Genomic DNA, 17381 nt, shown 5'->3' with positions numbered 1-17381 from the left:
GACAACATCAATATAAACTATGACGTAACGTAAGAGTCAATACTTTTTTATATTTTTCCATATGATGAATTATGCTGTGCACGGAACACTGCTTATAAACATAAAATTCTGAATTCTGAATTCATAATTCTGAATTAGTGAAATGAATTGGAGGAACAACGATGTTACCTGTAACGTCCATTGCCCGTGTGGTTGTGAATACCATACGGGCTTCTTTTTCGCCCTCTGCCTTTGATACCGGCCTGCTGCTGGTGCCGGACGCCTCCTTTACGGAGGATCGGCGGCTGATGATTTATCCCTCCGGCCCGGCCGCGGCGGCGGGACTGACGGAATTGGGTTTCACGGCGGACTCCGAGGTATACAAAGCGGTGCTCAAGTATTTTGCGGCCTCTCCGGCGCCCGGGAGGCTGCTGGTTTCCTGTTATCCGGCTTCCCAGTCTCCGGGAGAAGCGCTGGATGCGGTACTGGAGCGGACGGCGGATTTCTACGGCGTGATGCCGGCTTCCGACCTGAATAATGGGGAGCTGGTCAGCCTGGCGCAGCATGTGGAGGCACTGGAGCATCCGGCGGTGTTCTTTGCGCCGGTGACGTCTTTTTCCGCGGAAGCCGGAGGAACGCTGGATCTGCTGTACAGGAACCAGTTCAAGCGGACGCTGCCCTTCTGCTGCGGAACGCTTTCCGACTGTGCTGCTGTGATGGGCACCGCTATGGGGCTGGAGCTTTCCCATACTGCTTCGGCCTTTGCCCTGTGCTACAAGACGGTCAACGGGATCCAGCCCGAAGACCTGACGCAGACGCAGGTGGACAGCGTCAAGGCGAAGAACGGGAACGTCTATATTGCCCGGGGCTATACCCACTTCCTGCTGGAGAATGGGACCATGGCCAACGGCCAGCGGTATGACGAGGTGCTGTATATCGACAAGATCGGGGCGGATCTGCAGAACGCGGCGGTGACCCTGCTGGCGGAGAACCCGGACAAGCTGCCCCAGACGGATGATTCCACGGCGCAGTTTATCAACCGGTTTTCGTCTATCCTCATGGGCTATACCGAGCGGGGCGTGCTGGCTTCCTCCGTCTGGCGCGGGGCGGATATCGGCCCGGTCAGGGGCGGGGAGATCATAGAGAACGGCTTTATGCTCTGGGCGGACAGCTATGACGACCAGCCGGACGCGGACCGGGCGGCACATAAAGCAATGCCGGTGCAGGTTGCCCTGACACCGGCGGGAAGCATAGAGTCCATTGTGATTACGGTGAATGTACAAGTATAGTAAGCGGTTTATACATTAATTCATAATTCATAATTCACAATTCATAATTGCTATTGTTATGCAAGCGGAAAAACACCGCTCTTGCTGTGATTTACAGATATATGCGCCTGAACATTTCCGATAAAGCCGAATATGTATTCATAATTGTGAATTATGAATTATGAATTGTGAATTTCCTTTGGCTTCCACGGCTTCGGGGTCAGCAGCGATGTCTGGGCGATGTCCGGCAGGACGTCGTAGATGGAGCAGCCCATTTCCTTTTCAAAGGCTTCCTTGATGGCAAAGGCGGTATTCCAGCCTTTGATGTATCCTTCCATGATGCCGTACCGCCGGGTCACGTCCACGAACCGCTTTTCCAGGATGACAAAGCCGTAATCCACGGCCAGGGAATCGCAAAGCTGGATCAGCCGGTCGTAGTCGTCCGCCTCGCAGTTCATGATGTATGCTTTGATGGCTTTTTCCGTTTCGTTATCCGGTTCATAGTCGAACTCTTCCTGCATGCGGAGATAGGAATGGGTCATACAGATCCGGGCGGCTTCATCCCAGCCCTTTTCCATACAATACTTGTAGCCTTCATAGATATGGGTCGGGATATCCACAATGCCGACCCGCCTGCCAATATCGTGCAGCAGGCCGACAATACAGGCCTTTTCGGGATCCATGGACGGAATCTTTTCGGCGATCTTCCGGGCGGCGATACCGGTGTTGATGGAGTGTTTCACCCAGGGACCTGGATTCAGCTCTTCCGCAATCCGCAGTTCCCGCATGGCTTCTTCCGCAGTGGGCAGCATTTTGACTTCCTCCGAATGATGATCTGATTGAAAACAGAATGATTATATCACAGCCCCGTTTCCGCCGGAAGGATACAGAAAAGGGTTGATAGTGTTGAAGATTAGTGTGCAGGCATAAGAAAAGAGCTCGGACACGATACCATAACTATCGTACGCGGCTCTTTTGAAAGCCAGCTCCTTTAAACAAGAGGACGACTGAACGTCCGTTGGGAGCTGACTTTCATTTATTATATATAACAGTTATTTCGTTAATACAATGACCAATCTGGTAAATACATAGGAGAATAACAGAGATGGCATATAACGTATATTCTCTTCCGGACGTGAAGTCCGTTCTCTATCACCCGGATGTGGGCACGGCGAACCTGCACTTGTGCGGGATCGGGAAGATCACGATCGCCGCGGCGGGCGACCTGAGCTCCCATACCTCCACAGCGGACGGGTACGTGGTGGTGAACCGGCTGAAGACAACCAACGGTACCATCACCATTGAGGTGCCGCAGAATTCCATGGGGGATGATTTCCTCCGGCGCTGGGCCCGGTGGGCCAGGAATACAAACAGCCCGAACCGGATTGCCCTGGGGACGCTGACCATCACGGACAGCGTCTCCGGTTACAGAACAATCTGCACCGGCGTTTCCTTGCAGAAGGCTCCGGACCGGACCTATGACCGGACAGCGACAAACGTGAGTTATACGCTGCTGGCAACGACGATAACAGAACAGTAAGACAAAATTCGGGATTATTGTTCTTGATATATAGATGTTCCTATTGGTTGAAGATTTACATCCCCGGAGGAGCCTCTCCGCAACCTCAATCGACGCGACTATTCACTGGATAGATCGCTTGTTTCGGTTGACCTCACCGCCGACGAGATTTCTGCCACTGGCAGTCCTCGGCGGTTCGCCCCTCCACTCCTTTCAGTCGGTCGAGATGACAACGTGGGCGCAACGATTTATTCATAACCATTGGATATCACAGCGTCTGGGTGTCATTCCGACCGGAGGCGTAGCCGTAGTGGAGGAATCCCTTGAAATAAAAGGAGATTTTTAATGCGAGTGATTACAAAAGATATCACGGTCAAAGTGGAAGGACAGGAGTTGGGTTTCCGTCTGACAAAACTCGACGCTTTTTCCGGGATCATGCTGCTCCGGCTGCTGATGCGGTTGGAAGAGAAGAATGCGCATCCGACTTTGTTGGATCTAATTGCTTCCCTGTCGGAGGAGGAGCTCCGCTCCGTGATGACGGCGGTGCTGAATCACACCGCGGTGCTGCTGCCCGCCGGGCCGCAGCCGGTGATGACCGGGCCGGAATGGGGATATCCGGAGCTGGAGCATGATACCCCCGCCTGCATGAAGCTGCTGATGGAGGGCATCGCCTGGAGCCTTTCCGGTTTTTTCGGCGAAGGCGGGTTGAGGGAGAAAACAGGGACTGCGGATACGTCCCCCTGACCTGCCCGAACATCGATGAATTTCTGTTTCTGCCCGTGGCGGAGGGGTACTGGCGCCAGCACGAGCTCTGGGACGGAACCTATACCCTGGATGACCTGCTGGACATCACGGAGCTGATCCGAATCCGCAGGGACAATCAAAAAAGGGCGGCACAAGCCGCCCGGTTAAGTTGACCGTTCAGGAAACGTGATCCTTCACGTAGGAGGTTACCCGTTTGCCGTCCACATAGGCGCGGACAGACAGATCCTGGTTTGTTTCGGCGGCTCCTTCAAGCCGCAGGCTCTTCCTGTACAGGAAAGCGCTGAAGACCAGAATACCAATCAGTATGAGCATGCTTTACTCCTCCTCGGCAGTTTCATTGTTCTGGCGACGGACGTAGTAATACAGGGCGATACCGATGATGATGCCGATTACAAGGCCATGGCCGGAGAAGATCCCGGAAGCAATGGAAGCCAGTCCGGAGAAGATTCCGCCGATGACCGTGCCAATCAGGCTGAACACACCGCCTACAACGGCGAGGGCGATCCAGCCGCCAAAAATCAGCGCAGGCAGGAGTAAAAGACCTCCAAGGAGACTGTCATTGCGGCGGCGATTGCCACCGAAGATCAGATTTCCAAGGGTCAGAATTCCAAGCAGGCGCAGCATTTTAATGTTCCTCCGTTTCAAGTCTTATCAGGTGTACCAATCACTTGGTACGTGCATAGGATAAGACAGCGGGGGAGGGAAAAACAGATTCAAATGGGAGAAATATCCCCGGTTATTTTTCCAAATGAATACCCGCGCAGCGGAGGCTGCGCGGGCAGAAGCATTGAATGATATGGCGTCAGGGCGTCAGTTGTCCGCGCCGGCCATGCCGTCCAGGATCATTTCACCGATTTCCTTCAGGAGATCCCAGAAGCCGGCACCGTTTACCTGCTCCAGTTCTTCCATGGTCAGTTCACGACGATTGCTGTTCATATGCTTATCCTCCTGTCTCAGATCTTCCGGATGTAGTCATTGGCAACATAGCCGGTTTTGCCGGTCTGCAGGTCCACAACCTTGCTCCAGACCTTGCCGCGGGCAATGACCTGCAGCTGGTCGCCGGCGGTCAGGCGGCGGATGGCCTTGGAGGTTTTGTTGGGCTTCACGCGCAGGCCGACGCTGCTGTCGGATTTCGCGCTCCGGGCCAGGGCGCTGACCAGGTAGGGCTCCTTCAAGGCGACAAAGTCGTCTTCCCGCTCGGTGATTTCGTATTTGCCGGGCTTTTCGCTGACCAGGAATTTGGCCTGCACATAACCGGAGAAGTGATAGTCGCTGATGGCGGCCCAGCCGTCTCCGGTGAAGTAGTCAACATGCACTTTGGTGCCGCACTCCAGGCGGGTGATGACCCGGCTGCCGGTGCGGGGCTCTTCCCGGACGTTCAGGGTTTTTCCGTTATCGCAGTTCACCCACATATCCACGCCGCTGTATTCTTCGGCGGAGGCGAGGACGGGGATCATCAGGGTAAGCACTGTAACCAGGATCATGACGATGCTGAGAATCTTTTTCATATGATTTCCTTCCTTTCAGCGCCTTCAACAGGCGGTAGCTGCTTTCAGATCAGGCAGGCTTCATCGGCCTGTCATGAATTTGTACGCAGCAGAAAAAAGGATGGCAGTATGATTTTTATTTTTCTCAGAAAAGCCGGATCCGGTATCGTTTATCCGACGTAGGACATATCGCTGAGACGCCGGATCGTCCGCTTTCCGTCGTCCTTGATGATCATCTGGGAAACCCCGCCGGCAAAGCCGAACAGATCCACAGTGTTCAGTGATTCCGCTTCCAGGCCGAGGAACATGGCGTTGAAAACGCTGAGCAGATCTCCGTGGGACACAATGATGATGTTTTCGGCTTCTTCCGCCATCACGCTGTCAAAGAAGGGCTTCAGCCGGTTCCATTCGTCCCGGCGGCTTTCCGCATCCGAGAAAAGCCGGTCGTCGATGGTTTTTTCCGGGCATTCGATGTTTTCCCGAAGCCACTGCACGGATTTGCCGCAGCATTTGCCGAGGTTGCGTTCCCGCAGTTCCGTCCGGTAAACCGGCGTGACCTGCAGGCGCTCGGCGATAAACCCGGCGGTCTGCTTGGCGCGCATCAGGTCGGAGGAGTAAAGCACCACTGCTTTTCCCTCCAGTTCCTTCTGCAGCTTGAGGCTGATCTGATCCGCCTGTTGTTTGCCCAGGTCTGTCAGTTCCCAGTCTGTCCAGGAGCCGACCATGCCGTTGGTGTGATGGATGGATTGTGTATGCTGAACCGTATAAATGGTTTTCATGGCTGTATTCCTCCCTGTTCTGATCAGTCCGGATGGATCCTGTATTGTTCAAGCTGCTTCCCGCTGCGGGGCTCAGAAACAGTTGCTTCATAAACGCCGCCGCAGCGCAGGATGGTTTTCCGGCTGGCCTCGTTGTCTGCAAGGCAGTAAACCAGCACGTCATGGATGCCCAGCTGCCGGCATTCCGGCAGGATCAGGGCCAGCATCTGACCGGCATAACCCTTGCGGCGTTCGCCCGGAAGAACGCAGTAGCCGATGTGCCCCGCGTACTCTTCCGGCTGGGGACGGATTTTGATAATCCCTACAATCCTGTCGTCTTCTTCCCGGAGGTACAGGTAAAGCGTCTCCCGGGGATTCAGCTGATCCAGCCAGTCCCGTGTGTTTTCAAACTTCCGCAGGCCGGAGCTTCCGTCCATGGAACCGCCGTATGCCATATATTCCTTCCGGAAAGCCTGAATCTGGCGGTCATATTCCATGGAAGGCCTGATCAGTTTCATCTGCTGTTGTTCCTCCGCAAAAGCCGGTTGAAGTGCTGTCTGAACAGAGGTAATGATAGCATTCCAGAACCGCCCGTGTCCAGTGCGGGACAGAAAGATCCCCGGGCCATACGCGGTCCGGGGAGGGAAGGAGGATGGAGGGGAATGGATTAATAGGTACAGAGGGAACCGATATCAAAGTCCGCGATGCTCAGGATGGACACATTGCCGCCCAGGTCTTCATACAGATAAACCATGGCATAGGCCGGGGCTGTTTCCAGGGAACCCGGATAAGCTGTAACGGCCCGGCACAGGAAGGCATGGTTGGTTCCGGCTACCACCTGGCTGCCCAGATAGGCCACCGGGATATAGCTGGCGCCGGTCAGGGTTCCCGTTCCTTTGTCAAAGAGGGTTTTGAGCTCTTCGGTGACGGCGGGATCCGCGGAGGGCGTCCAGCCGCCGCACAGGGTTCCTTCCGCGGACGCGGCGGAGATCATCATCAGGAGCATCAGGATGAGGGCAATCAGTTTTTTCATTTTCGTTACTTCCTTTCCTGCAGCGTTTTTCCCGCTGCACTTATTCAGACGCCGGGAATTCCGGAAAGTTCCATGAATTGATATTTTTTTATCAGGGAGATGATTGTATGGCGGATCAGGAGTTCCTGGCTTCCTTTGCGGTGGATATTGACGAGGCCGGGGTGTCCCGGCTCCAGACGATCCTGGCTGAAAACCGGGAGCTGGCAGATTCCCTGGCGGAAACGTTCAACGCTGCTTCGGGGGCAATTCACTCCTTCGCGGAGGATATGGGCATCCTGCCGAACTTTTCCGCCGGATACGGCATCACTACGGAAGGAATGGGCGGCCTTGGCGGGCTGGCGGTGGGGCTGGAGCTGTCAAAGGCTTTCAGCGATTATGAGGCTTTTACCGCACTGGTGAAACAGCCGATCTCCCTGAAAGTGAACACCTCCGGAATCACTTCCGCGGCGCGGTCCGCCATGAGCAGCGTCCGCAGCATCTTTGCCGAGCCGGTGGATATCAGATTCCGGGCGGAAACGGGCGGGGAGGAAAGCAAAAGCACCGGGACGACCCTGAAGATGTCCACCGGCGGCAGGTTTTCCCAACCGACGGACGTGCAGGTGGCGGAGGATGGGGACGCGGAATACATTATTCCCGTGAAGAAGGAAGAGAAGGCATTGCCCCTGCTGCGCCAGCTGCTCTCAGAACTGTCCCCGGCGGCGAGGGAGAGACTTGATAATTCAGAATTACGAATTCAGAATTCAGAATTGAAATCATTGGGAAACCTGGGCTGGCAGGGCAACACACTCACCGGCGGTCCTCTGGCGGGAGAAGTTTCCACGACCATTTACCAGACTCATCAGAACGTCTCCGCACCGGTGAGCATCCAGGTGCATGCCTCCGGCACGGATCCGGAACAGATTGGCCAGTCCCTGTACAGCATGACGGAACGGTACCTGCAGCGGACGCTGGAGTCCGCTTTCAGCTGAGGCAAAAATCTATTTTGCGGTTTTCGGCGGAATAGCCGGGACTATTTTCTCAAAGCAAGGGTCGCGATATGAAGTTAGTGTGGTATAATCAACCGGTCAGGAGGAGATAAGCATGCTCGTGCCGGTTCTGTTATTCATACTCGGATTGATTCTGCTGATTAAGGGCGGAGACTGGTTTGTGGACGGTTCCACGGATCTGGCCCGCCGTTTTCATGTGCCGGAGCTCGTGATCGGAGCAACGGTGGTATCCATCGGAACTACCTTGCCGGAGGTGCTGGTTTCCGCGACCGGTGCCCTCAGCGGCCACAGTGAGATTGCCTACGGCAACGCCATCGGCAGCGTGATCTGCAACACGGCGCTGATCTCGGCCATCACCTTTGCGGTGCGGCCCTGCAAGGTGGAAGCGAGAACCTTCCGTACGCCGGTGATTTTCTTCTTCGCCGCGGCGGTCTTCTATGCACTGAATGCCTACATCGACCGGTATTTCACCCGGCTGTCCGGCATCGCCCTGCTGCTGCTGTTTGCTGCCTATATCGCCTACACCATCTGGTCCGGAAAACGGCACGGCTTCGGCGTGGAGGACCAGTCGGAAAATACCGAGGACAATCCCCTCTGGAAAACGATGCTGATGCTGGTAGTCGGCGCGGCGGCGATTGCTATCGGCGCCAGGCTGCTGGTGGACAACGGAACCCTGATCGCAGAGTGGCTGGGTGTGCCGGAATCCGTGATCGCCCTGACCTTTGTGGCGCTGGGCACGAGCCTGCCGGAACTGGTGACGGCCATCACCGCCCTGCGCAAGGGACACAGCGCCCTGAGCCTGGGCAATATCGTGGGCGCGAACCTGTTCAACCTGGTGCTGGTGTCCGGCCTGAGCACGGCGCTTTGCCCCTTCGCGGTGCCCACCGCCAAGAGCCTCTTCGGGATTCCGGTTTCCCTGGCCGTGGATATCCCGGTGATGTTCTTCGTCATGCTGTTTATGACCCTGCCCGCGCTGAAGCGCCAGAAGCTGACACGGCCCCAGGGCATCATCCTGCTGTGTGTCTACGCGGCCTTCTGCATCTTCCAGTTTGTCAGATAATCATTGATCAACTCATTCCGGCCTGCCGACGGCAGGCTGTTTTTTATGCCCGAAAGGAGGGAAGAATATGAATGCCGCGTCCGCCGCCTACGTGACCGCCCGGGTGAACGGCGAGCCCTGCGCCTGGCACTTTACCGGCGTAACAGCCATTGAGCACAGCCTGTCGCTGAACCTGAGCAGCACCGCCGCCCAGGGCGCGGATCTGATCAACGGAGCCAGGAACCAGCCGGACCGGGTGACGCTTACCGTGATTGAAACGGACACAGAGCACTCGCCCGGATGGGCGGCCCGCATGCTGGCGGCCATGGCAGGGCTCAAAAGGAAACGCATGCTCTGCGGTGTGGTCACCTCCATGGGAAGCTACACGGATATGCTGCTGACGGAGATCACCGCTACCCAGGATGAGGAGAACCAGTGCGGCTGGAGCGGAAGCCTGACCTTTACCCAGTATGTAGCGTCGGACGGGGAGAACGCTGTGAAGACCAACGACAATTCCTCAACCCGCGAGAATACTGGTTTTACCGGTAATTTGATTCAGTTGACCGCCGAGACTATGAACAGACTGCTTGAATCAAGACTATAATAATTATGAATTGTTGAGCAGTGGCCATGTCTCTGATTTCCGTATTACCTGAAATGTGACCATAACAATTATGAATTATGAATTATGAATTGTGAATTTACATCTTCCTCAGGCTATTTACTCCCTTTAAATTCTTCTCCCCGCCAGGTGATGACCCTGAACGTTACCCTGGACGGAGAACCTATGCAGGCACAGGTGGAGATCCGGTACCTGCCGGCGCCGGATCAGTGGTTCTTTTCGCTGCGGGATCACGCAACGGGAGAGCTGCTGGTGAACATGATTCCGCTGATTTGCTCCCGGGGAGAGGTGAATGATCTGCTGCTGCCCTTCCGGCATCTGCGGGAAGGGAAAGGGGTGGGATCGCTGATTTGCCTGAGAGCGGGAGAGGAGACGGAATCACCTGACCCGGCTGCAGGGAACCTGCAGGAATTCAGCATCCTGTGGAGCGACAGGATGCTGAATTAATGAATATTTAAAACTGAAAACTTAAGACTTAAAAATGGCGGATAAAACAGCTCCTGAGGAGCTGTTTTCGGAATTGAAATGTGGCGGGTTCATTACGCTATGAATAAACCATTGCGCCCACGTTGTCATCCCGACCGTAGTGGAGAGCGAGAGAAACGGTAGCCCAGTGGGCTATCCTGTGAAACAGGAAGTGACTCGAACGAGTCATCCGAAAGGAAGAGCATAGCCCGCTCCAAGGGCTATGTGCGACCTTTGAGGATGCGGACAGATCTCCTCCGGGGATGTAAATCTTTTGCTAATCGGAACATCACATGTTAAGAGATCATACTCAATTATGAATTATGAATTGTGAATTATGAATTCAAAATTGCTCCAGGAAACAATATCATGTACAATGAACAAAAACCACGAAACGGAGATTTCGGCCAATGTATATCTACGAGAAAGACTACATCATGCGCATGATCTACGGCATTATCCAGATGCTGGCCGTGATCCTTTTCGGGAAAAAGCTGGACGCCCAGGATCTGATCATTGCCTACGGGGATGAATTCAAGGGCAATAATGATTACCTGCTGGAACTGGTGGATAAAGGGGAAATCAACGCGGCGGAAAACCGGCTGTTTGAAATCATCGAGACGTCCGGTATGCCCAAGGACGCGCTGGGGCCGCTGATCCTCATGTTCTATGAACACGTGAACAGCAAGGATGACGACTTCCTTGCCAAGGCGGGATTCAGCCGGGAGGAAATCCTCACGGGCCTGAGGGACGCCATGAGCCGGATCGGTATGGACGTTTCGGAGTATGTGAATATATAAGAGATATGGAAAAGAATCTTTTCCGGTCACTGACCGTCCTCGCGGACGGGGAACAGGTGACCGGTTTTTGTTATGCGCACCTGACAGGCAGGGAAGCCCTGGGGCTGCTGCCGCTGCCCTATACCCTGCGGATCCTGAACCTGCCGGATTCCGGTGCCGGGCAGCTGTATGCCGCGAAAGAATTGACTGTCCTGCGGGATAACTCCCTGCTGGCATACGGCAGGATCTCAGCAGTGCTCCGGCAGAATGTGCCGGAGGGAGCGCTCACGGAAGTGGTCTTTTCCCCGGGCCTTGCCCTGTGGGAAGCACCGGTCTCCCTGTCTGTGGAGGCCGGCGTTTCCATGTCCGAAACCTTGCGGAGAATCCTGGCTGCCTCCGGAACGGGAATCCCGCTGCTGTCTTTTCCCGGAAAGGATCCTGTCCGCAGCCGCGGACAGGCTTTTTACGGCCGGGCGGCGGAATGTGTGAATGAAGCACTTTCCGCGGCAGATGCCCGGGCCTGTCTCAGCCCCGCAGGATTGCGGGGCATTCCCCGGGAGGGGCTGCCGGTGAGTCTGTTTTTTTCCGAACGGGACCTGATCGACGTGCCGTCCTTCACCGACGGGCAGATGATCCTGCGAACCACCGTAACCGGCTGGCCGGTAGGAGAAAAAGTCTCCGTAAAATGGAAAAACGGGTCCGCGGAGGGACTCGTTGTGGAACGGAGGGTAGATATCAATACGCATGGGGGAAGGTGGGAGAGCACGCTGATTATAAAAATGAATACTTTGTGATCGCCGTATTTCATTTCTGTAGCGCTTATAGCTTGCAGAAATGAACGGCTGTAACATGGCAGTTGTTACCCAAATCAGAGATTTGGACAACTGCTCAATAACTGAAAACTTAAAACTTAAAAATGATAGATACTTTTAAACCCCAAAGGTTAGTGGGGGGCAGTAATAATTCTGAATTATGAATTGTGAATTAGAGAGTGTGGTATTCTTCTCCATTGAGTTTCTTCCAGCTGAACACGCCATTTTCCAGCACCATGTAGCTTCTTTCGGATCCTGCTTTCGGAATGGAGACGGAGCCGGGATTCAGGCACAGGACGCCGTCCCGTTGATCCCAGGCAGGAATATGGGTATGGCCATAGAGCAGGATATCGCCGGGCTGAAGCGGCGGCATATGATCCGGGTTGAAAACATGGCCGTGGGTGGCATAAATCCGGAGGCCGTCAACGCACAGCAGGGCATAATCCGCCATCAGGGGAAAGTCCAGCACCATCTGGTCCACTTCCGTGTCGCAGTTTCCCCGGATGCAGAGGATATCGTTTTTCCGCGCGTTCAGGGCGGGAATGACCTCCTTCGGGGCATAGCCGTCGGGAAGGTCGTTGCGGGGACCGTGATAAAGAACGTCTCCCAGCAAGAGCATCCGGTCGGCTTTTTCCCGGTCATAAGCTTTCAGCAGTTCTCCGCAGTACAGGGCGGAACCGTGGATATCCGAAGCAATCAGCAGTTTCAAAGAAGGTTTCTCCTTACACATTTCTTTTATCGAGGTGACAGAATGAATAATTCGACTGAAACGGAGGGGTTTCCTTCCGGCATCCAGGCGCTGAAGACGGAGATTCTCTCCTCCCTTCACTGCGCCCTGCCGGGGACGGTGGAAGCCTTTGATCCGGAAACCGGAACGGCTTCCGTCCGCCCGGCATTGAAGCGGAACCGGAGAAACGGGGAACCCTGCGAAATGCCGCTGCTTCAGGATGTGCCGGTCTTTATGCCCGTACCATTTGAGGTAAACCCGGGAGACGCCTGCCTGCTGGTTTTTGCCGACTGTGACATTGACGCCTGGTTTGAGTCCGGCAGGGCGGAGGTTCCTTTATCCGGCAGGCAGCATTCCCTGTCGGACGCGTTCGCGTTCGTGGGATTTAAAACAGGTAGGAAGTAGGAAGTAGGAGGTAGGAGGTAGGAGGTAGGAGCGACGATTGAGGTTGCGGATAGAAGTTAGGAAGTAATCAGAGTATTAATTCTGAATTCTGAATTCTTAATTCTGAATTCAAAGAGGGGGGTCATATGCTTTTCCGACCTGTGGATGAAGCCGGTGATATCCTCCCTGTGTTTTCTGCTTCCGACCAGCTGACGGGTGCCCGGGCGGAGGCGGAACTCGTCCGGAACAGGCTGAAGCTGTTGACGGGAGAATGGTGGGAAAACCCGGACTGGGGAAATGGCATCCTGGAGATGCTGAAGGAATCCAGGCTGACGGAAGCGGACCAGCAGGTACTGTCCAATTACATTTCCGGGTACATACGGAAAACTCCCGGCGTGCTGGACGTCCGGGAGGGAAAGGTTTCTGTTGAGGGCAGGTGGTTCCGTTACGTCTGCGAGATCGTGACAGAGAACGGAACCGCGAATATTCAGTATGAATAGCAGATCAGTGATTACTTTACCCTGACGAGCTCCCGCCGGAAGACTCCGTTATCCACTACCAGCGTATCCGGCAGGTCGTCGGGGAAGATCCAGGTACAGCGATAGATGTAGGCGTCGTCTTCTTTTGTAACGGCCTGATTGGCAGAAATAGCTCCCTGTTCACCAAAGTTCAGAGATGGGAAAAAATAGTGTTCTTTGCCGTAGATGTCAGTGGACAGGGCCTGAACTTCATTGGGGAGCCTGACGTCATAGCAGTCATAAGAGGAAGTGTGCAGGAGGGTGACGGTGATTTCGGGTTCCGGCTCTGCCTGATCCGGATCAGGCTGGGATTTGTATTCGGCAAGGATCTGTGGTTCCTCATCCAGTTCAGAGACGGTGAAGGCAAGGGTTGCTATGGTCTGTGAATCTGCGATCATCGTGAGCGTGCCGCCTCCGTCTGACGGGAAACTGTATGCTTTTGACATATCCATCTCATGCATAATGAACTGTAACCTGTATACCTGCAGATTCGGAACAGCAGTGCCGACGACTTTGATGACGCTTGAGCCATCGTCCCTGTATTCCACATGTTCTTCTATTTCGGCAGAAAAAGCGGGAGCGGGGACAGTGTAGATCACATTGGGCTTCATGGGAGTTTCCTTGTCAAACGCGGAAGAGATCCGGAGTCGTACGACCGACTGGCAGTCATGCTCGACAGCCCACTTCATGATGGACTGGCCTTCATAATCCGATGTTTTTCCGATCTTTTCCGGGAAATCCGCATAAGGATCGATGCCTGAATTCAGGATAAGGCAGTTTTCCTGTTTGGGAACGACTTCCACATTCACATAAACGCCGTGGCCGCCATAGACAGCCTTTTGGATTGTCAGATCGGCCAGTTCAGTCTGCACAGAAGGAGTTTCTGCAGAAGGCAGGGTGGTGACGCCGGTTTCGGAAAGATCGAGATGCATGATCTGGCTTTCAGACTGATGGTCTGTGTTGCCTGTTCTCCGGGATGTGGCATCCCATTCTATGTCATAGACCAGGCTGTCGGAAAGCGCCGGGCCGACAATGGTCATCCGGACTGAACCGTCATCCATCCGCTGGTAGCTTTCAGTGCGGAAGGAACCGTATTCTCCGTTGTTCGGAGGAGCAATCGAAACATGCATTATCTCCTGATAACCATGTTCTGTCACCCATTGGAGAAGGGTCTGCTCCGGGTCATCCGCCTGTATTCCGTAGAAGTCCGAAACATATTTGCAGCGGCTGAGCGAATGATGCTGTGAATCCATAACAAAGCATTTCTCATGCTTCGGACGGACGTCAAAGGACAGATGGATTTCGTAGTTTTGAATCACCGCATCCAGGAAGGTCACGGTGGCCAGGTCCGATTCCATAACGGAAGAATCGCTCTTCTGCGAGGCGTTATTATATCCGTCGCTTGATTCTAAATCGGGCATGGTGGAAGGTGTGATGGCGACAGCGAAAATCTGCGTTTCCTCAACTACAAGTCGGATGGTTCCGTGGTTGTGAAGATCAGGATGGAACGAATTGCCCTTGTCTTCCATATTCCAGGGAACTATATGCCATTCCAGTTCATATACATTATCGTCAGCAGCAGGACCGACAAGGGTCATCACAGCGGAGCCGTCGTCCCGGAGCTGGCATTTTTCCTCCTGGTAGGAGCCGTAGAAAGGTCCCTCTGTTCCGTCCCACGGAGAATTCAGGCTGACAGCCAGGGCTTCCTGATATCCATGATCCACAACCCAGCTGTACATGGACTGCTCCGGGTCTTTCGGCTGAATTCCGTAAAAGTCCGCAGTGTATTTACAGGCGGATGTGAGAAGATGATTCGCGGAAAGGATCAGGTTTTTTTCCTGCTTGGGCTGAATTTCCAGCGTAAAACGGATGTTGTCGCCGTCTCTCACAGCATCTTTGAACACCATGGTGGCATAAGCTGTATCCACAATGGAAGACGATTCTGCAACCTGGGTGGCAACAGTGGGCGTGGGGTTGATGGTATCAATATGCCCGTCCGGGGAGGTGCCCGGGAAATACTGCCGGTTCAAGATAACGCCGGCGACGAGCAGCACCACCGCCGCGAAGGAGGCAATAATCTGGGTGGTATATCTCCTTTGCGGGCGGCTTTCCTTTTCCGCCTGCCTGTTCAGTTGGTCAAGTGTATCGATGACGGACCGCCGGAAATATTCATCCGGCTGTCCCAATGCTTTTCTGAAATCTTCATTTCGTTTCATTGTCTTCCAGTGCCTCCTCATTCAGGATGTCCCGCAGATGGGCTCGGGCCCGCATGAGCCGGGTTTTGACAGAATTGACAGGAATCTTCAGGATTTCAGCGACATGCTTCACGTCATATCCTTCAACATAATGCAGGATGACGGGGACGCGTTCTTTTTCCTGCAGCCGGAACAGGGCGTCCCGCAGGTCGATATAATCCGGTGCCTCCTGTTGCTGTTCGGGGAGTTCTTCTATTGGGAACTCCCTTTTTCCATGCCGCTGGATATCGTGGCATACGTTCAGGAGAATACGAATGACCCAGGTCTGCAGATAGCGCTCATTCTTCAGACTGTTTCGCTTTTCCCAGCTGCGGCGGATGGCCTCCTGTACGGCATCCTGCTGGTCTGCTTCGATCAGCAGCTGGCCGCGGGCGATCCGGTAGAGCGTGGGCGTCATCCGGATAACGGCCTCGGTAAAAGCTTGGTTGGTCACTTTGGTTCCTCCTGAAGATCATCTGTCCGGGTTTGATTCCATCCGTTAGACGGAGAAGCCGGAAAACAGGTTTCATTTTAGCATAAAAGATTTTTACCTAAAGGAAGACAAATATGAATGGGAGGTTCTATGGCTTATTTCGCACCATACATTGACGCCTCCGGCCTCCACCTTCCAACCTATGAGGAACGGCTGGAGGAACTGACGGGGGCGTACAGGAGCATCTTCGGCATTGAATCGGAACTGTCCGCTTCCGTGCCGGATTACCAGCTGCTTTCCGTTTTCGCCAAAGCACTGGACGACGTGTCCGCCCTGGTGCTGCAGGCCTATAACAGCCGGAATCCGGCCTATGCCACAGGCCAGGCGCTGGATCTGCTGCTGCCCCAGTACGGGATTATCCGGGAGGCCGGGGAGACAGATGCTTCCGTCCGTGCCCGGATCCGGCATTCCCTGGCAGGCCGGAGTTCAGGATCCGTGGACGCCCTGCTCGCGGCAGTGAAAGCCGCCAGGGGAGTCCGGGATGCGGTGGTATATATCAACGAAACGGACAGCACGGACAGCATCGGTATTCCGGCCCACAGCATCGCGGTGGTCACCCGGTCCGGTGGAGCAAACGCGGTAGCCCAGGCCATCTATGACAAAAAGGCGCCGGGAGTCGGAGCCTGGGGCAGCCATTCCGGCATCGCGGTGGATGCGGATGGACGGGAATATACGGTGGCGTTTACCCGGTTTACGGAAAAGAGGATCTTTCTCCATCTGTATATCCGGGTGGTGGATGGCGGAAACCAGGAAACAATCCAGAACGCGGTGCTTCCCGCGGTAACGGAATACCTGGACAGTCTCAGCCTGGCAGCTCCGCTGAACGTCCCGCAGCTGTACGGGGTTGCCTATGCCGCGGATCCGGCTATCGCAAAAACCTTTGTGGTCACGGATATTCAGGTGACACGATCGGGAGTTTCCGGCGTGATCCGGGACTTGGTTCCCTGTGCGTGGAATGAAAAAATCTCCGCGGCGCCGGGAACGGGCATTGCGATTCATTTTGTGTAAGGGGGAGAAATGATGGAATGGCTTTCTCTTTTCCCGGGCGCTTCCCGGGACCGGCCCCGCTTTATGGCGCTGGCGGAGGCAGTGCTCCGGCAGGTATCGGACCTGGCGGCACTGGCTGCGCAGCTGCAGGCGGGGTTTTCCTTCGGAGAAGCGGAAGGGGTTCAGCTGGATCAGATCGCGGCAGCCATCGGGTTGAACCGTACCGATATTGGAACGGATGTGCCGGATGAAACCTTCCGGCAGTACCTGCTGGCGAAGCTGGCCCTGTGGACCTGGGACGGGACAAACAAAACCGTCCCCGAGGTGCTGGGTATTGCCCTGCCGGGCAGTACGCAGACAGACAACGGGGACGGAACGGTGACAGTGTCTATGACGGGCTCATTACCTGTGGAGACGAGGGAAGTATTTCCGATTCCCATAGGAATTGGAATAATTCAGAATTAAAGCATTGATTCTGATTCTCAGAATCAATCCATAACGCAGCAGCGGCGGGAACGGTGACAGG

Annotated in this window: 25 protein-coding genes; 14 read left to right on the top strand and 11 right to left on the bottom strand. The window is 54.7% G+C overall.

Annotated elements, in window-relative coordinates; translation table 11 throughout:
* Positions 1-161 precede the first annotated feature (161 nt).
* Positions 162-1268, top strand: coding sequence for a DUF3383 family protein (locus JYE49_RS10060; protein WP_093958011.1), 1107 nt, complete (start codon positions 162-164; stop codon positions 1266-1268).
* Between the two features lie 158 nt (positions 1269-1426).
* Here JYE49_RS10060 and JYE49_RS10055 read toward each other — a convergent pair whose 3' ends face one another.
* Positions 1427-2059: an HD domain-containing protein gene (locus tag JYE49_RS10055; RefSeq protein WP_093958012.1), complete on the bottom strand. Its 633-nt coding sequence runs from the start codon at positions 2057-2059 to the stop codon at positions 1427-1429.
* 293 nt (positions 2060-2352) lie between these two features.
* On the opposite strand from JYE49_RS10055, the gene JYE49_RS10050 reads away from it, so the two are divergent.
* From JYE49_RS10050 to JYE49_RS10040, 3 genes are all read left to right on the top strand, one after another.
* Positions 2353-2787: a tail tube family protein gene (locus tag JYE49_RS10050; RefSeq protein WP_093958013.1), complete on the top strand. Its 435-nt coding sequence runs from the start codon at positions 2353-2355 to the stop codon at positions 2785-2787.
* Between the two features lie 324 nt (positions 2788-3111).
* Positions 3112-3510, top strand: a complete 399-nt coding sequence (locus tag JYE49_RS10045) for a hypothetical protein (RefSeq protein WP_093958014.1) — start codon at positions 3112-3114, stop codon at positions 3508-3510.
* Positions 3511-3545: 35 nt separating this feature from the next.
* A complete protein-coding gene (locus tag JYE49_RS10040) occupies positions 3546-3683 on the top strand; it encodes a DUF6889 family protein (RefSeq protein WP_179217398.1) in 138 nt (45 codons plus the stop codon).
* Between the two features lie 4 nt (positions 3684-3687).
* Here the strand turns inward: JYE49_RS10040 and JYE49_RS10035 are convergent, their stop codons facing one another.
* From JYE49_RS10035 to JYE49_RS10005, 7 genes are all read right to left on the bottom strand, one after another.
* Positions 3688-3843 carry a hypothetical protein gene (locus JYE49_RS10035; RefSeq protein ID WP_179217399.1) on the bottom strand — a complete coding sequence of 52 codons (156 nt, stop codon included), beginning with the start codon at positions 3841-3843 and terminating at the stop codon, positions 3688-3690.
* Positions 3844-3846: 3 nt separating this feature from the next.
* A complete protein-coding gene (locus JYE49_RS10030) occupies positions 3847-4155 on the bottom strand; it encodes a hypothetical protein (protein ID WP_093958015.1) in 309 nt (102 codons plus the stop codon).
* 186 nt (positions 4156-4341) lie between these two features.
* Positions 4342-4467 carry a hypothetical protein gene (locus JYE49_RS10025; protein ID WP_283399443.1) on the bottom strand — a complete coding sequence of 42 codons (126 nt, stop codon included), beginning with the start codon at positions 4465-4467 and terminating at the stop codon, positions 4342-4344.
* 17 nt (positions 4468-4484) lie between these two features.
* Complete coding sequence (locus tag JYE49_RS10020) at positions 4485-5039, bottom strand: SH3 domain-containing protein (protein WP_093958016.1); 555 nt, start codon at positions 5037-5039, stop codon at positions 4485-4487.
* Between the two features lie 149 nt (positions 5040-5188).
* Positions 5189-5797 carry a histidine phosphatase family protein gene (locus JYE49_RS10015; RefSeq protein ID WP_093958017.1) on the bottom strand — a complete coding sequence of 203 codons (609 nt, stop codon included), beginning with the start codon at positions 5795-5797 and terminating at the stop codon, positions 5189-5191.
* 23 nt (positions 5798-5820) lie between these two features.
* Positions 5821-6294: a GNAT family N-acetyltransferase gene (locus JYE49_RS10010; RefSeq protein ID WP_093958018.1), complete on the bottom strand. Its 474-nt coding sequence runs from the start codon at positions 6292-6294 to the stop codon at positions 5821-5823.
* 149 nt (positions 6295-6443) lie between these two features.
* On the bottom strand, positions 6444-6809 hold the full coding sequence (locus JYE49_RS10005) for a hypothetical protein (RefSeq protein WP_093958019.1): 366 nt from the start codon (positions 6807-6809) through the stop codon (positions 6444-6446).
* Between the two features lie 107 nt (positions 6810-6916).
* Here JYE49_RS10005 and JYE49_RS10000 point away from each other — a divergent pair, with 107 nt between their 5' ends.
* The 6 genes from JYE49_RS10000 (at position 6917) to JYE49_RS09975 (ending at position 11494) form a co-directional block, all read left to right on the top strand.
* On the top strand, positions 6917-7777 hold the full coding sequence (locus JYE49_RS10000) for a hypothetical protein (protein ID WP_093958020.1): 861 nt from the start codon (positions 6917-6919) through the stop codon (positions 7775-7777).
* A 112-nt stretch (positions 7778-7889) separates the two neighbouring features.
* Complete coding sequence (locus JYE49_RS09995) at positions 7890-8855, top strand: calcium/sodium antiporter (RefSeq protein ID WP_093958021.1); 966 nt, start codon at positions 7890-7892, stop codon at positions 8853-8855.
* Positions 8856-8922: 67 nt separating this feature from the next.
* Positions 8923-9438: a phage baseplate protein gene (locus tag JYE49_RS09990; protein WP_093958022.1), complete on the top strand. Its 516-nt coding sequence runs from the start codon at positions 8923-8925 to the stop codon at positions 9436-9438.
* 84 nt (positions 9439-9522) lie between these two features.
* Positions 9523-9903: a phage baseplate plug family protein gene (locus JYE49_RS09985; RefSeq protein ID WP_304582766.1), complete on the top strand. Its 381-nt coding sequence runs from the start codon at positions 9523-9525 to the stop codon at positions 9901-9903.
* Between the two features lie 428 nt (positions 9904-10331).
* Positions 10332-10721, top strand: a complete 390-nt coding sequence (locus JYE49_RS09980; protein WP_093958024.1) for a DUF6483 family protein — start codon at positions 10332-10334, stop codon at positions 10719-10721.
* 5 nt (positions 10722-10726) lie between these two features.
* A complete protein-coding gene (locus JYE49_RS09975; protein WP_093958025.1) occupies positions 10727-11494 on the top strand; it encodes a hypothetical protein in 768 nt (255 codons plus the stop codon).
* Between the two features lie 190 nt (positions 11495-11684).
* On the opposite strand, the gene yfcE is transcribed toward JYE49_RS09975, so the two are convergent.
* Complete coding sequence (yfcE, locus tag JYE49_RS09970) at positions 11685-12221, bottom strand: phosphodiesterase (protein ID WP_093958026.1); 537 nt, start codon at positions 12219-12221, stop codon at positions 11685-11687.
* Between the two features lie 42 nt (positions 12222-12263).
* On the opposite strand from yfcE, the gene JYE49_RS09965 reads away from it, so the two are divergent.
* Together JYE49_RS09965 and JYE49_RS09960 are read left to right on the top strand one after the other, a co-directional pair.
* Entirely contained in the window at positions 12264-12644 is a 381-nt protein-coding gene (locus JYE49_RS09965; RefSeq protein ID WP_093958027.1) for a Gp138 family membrane-puncturing spike protein, read from the top strand.
* Positions 12645-12769: 125 nt separating this feature from the next.
* The gene (locus JYE49_RS09960; protein WP_093958028.1) at positions 12770-13123 is read left to right on the top strand and encodes a hypothetical protein; all 354 of its coding nucleotides are present in this window, start codon (positions 12770-12772) and stop codon (positions 13121-13123) included.
* Between the two features lie 11 nt (positions 13124-13134).
* Here the strand turns inward: JYE49_RS09960 and JYE49_RS09955 are convergent, their stop codons facing one another.
* Together JYE49_RS09955 and JYE49_RS09950 are read right to left on the bottom strand one after the other, a co-directional pair.
* The gene (locus JYE49_RS09955) at positions 13135-15357 is read right to left on the bottom strand and encodes a hypothetical protein (protein ID WP_093958029.1); all 2223 of its coding nucleotides are present in this window, start codon (positions 15355-15357) and stop codon (positions 13135-13137) included.
* The gene (locus JYE49_RS09950) at positions 15344-15829 is read right to left on the bottom strand and encodes an RNA polymerase sigma factor (protein ID WP_093958030.1); all 486 of its coding nucleotides are present in this window, start codon (positions 15827-15829) and stop codon (positions 15344-15346) included. The genes JYE49_RS09955 and JYE49_RS09950 overlap by 14 nt, the downstream gene beginning before the upstream one ends.
* A 129-nt stretch (positions 15830-15958) precedes the next feature.
* Between JYE49_RS09950 and JYE49_RS09945 the strand changes: the two genes are divergently transcribed.
* Both JYE49_RS09945 and JYE49_RS09940 read left to right on the top strand, forming a co-directional pair.
* Entirely contained in the window at positions 15959-16876 is a 918-nt protein-coding gene (locus tag JYE49_RS09945; protein WP_143754529.1) for a hypothetical protein, read from the top strand.
* A 9-nt stretch (positions 16877-16885) separates the two neighbouring features.
* On the top strand, positions 16886-17320 hold the full coding sequence (locus JYE49_RS09940) for a DUF2612 domain-containing protein (protein ID WP_143754530.1): 435 nt from the start codon (positions 16886-16888) through the stop codon (positions 17318-17320).
* The last annotated feature ends 61 nt before the right edge of the window (positions 17321-17381 follow it).

It is taken from the genome of Aristaeella hokkaidonensis, assembly GCF_018128945.1.
Taxonomy (GTDB): Bacteria; Bacillota; Clostridia; order Christensenellales; family Aristaeellaceae; genus Aristaeella; species Aristaeella hokkaidonensis.
The sequence above is the reverse complement of the archived record's forward strand: the minus strand, read 5'-3'. Positions and strand labels throughout refer to the sequence as shown.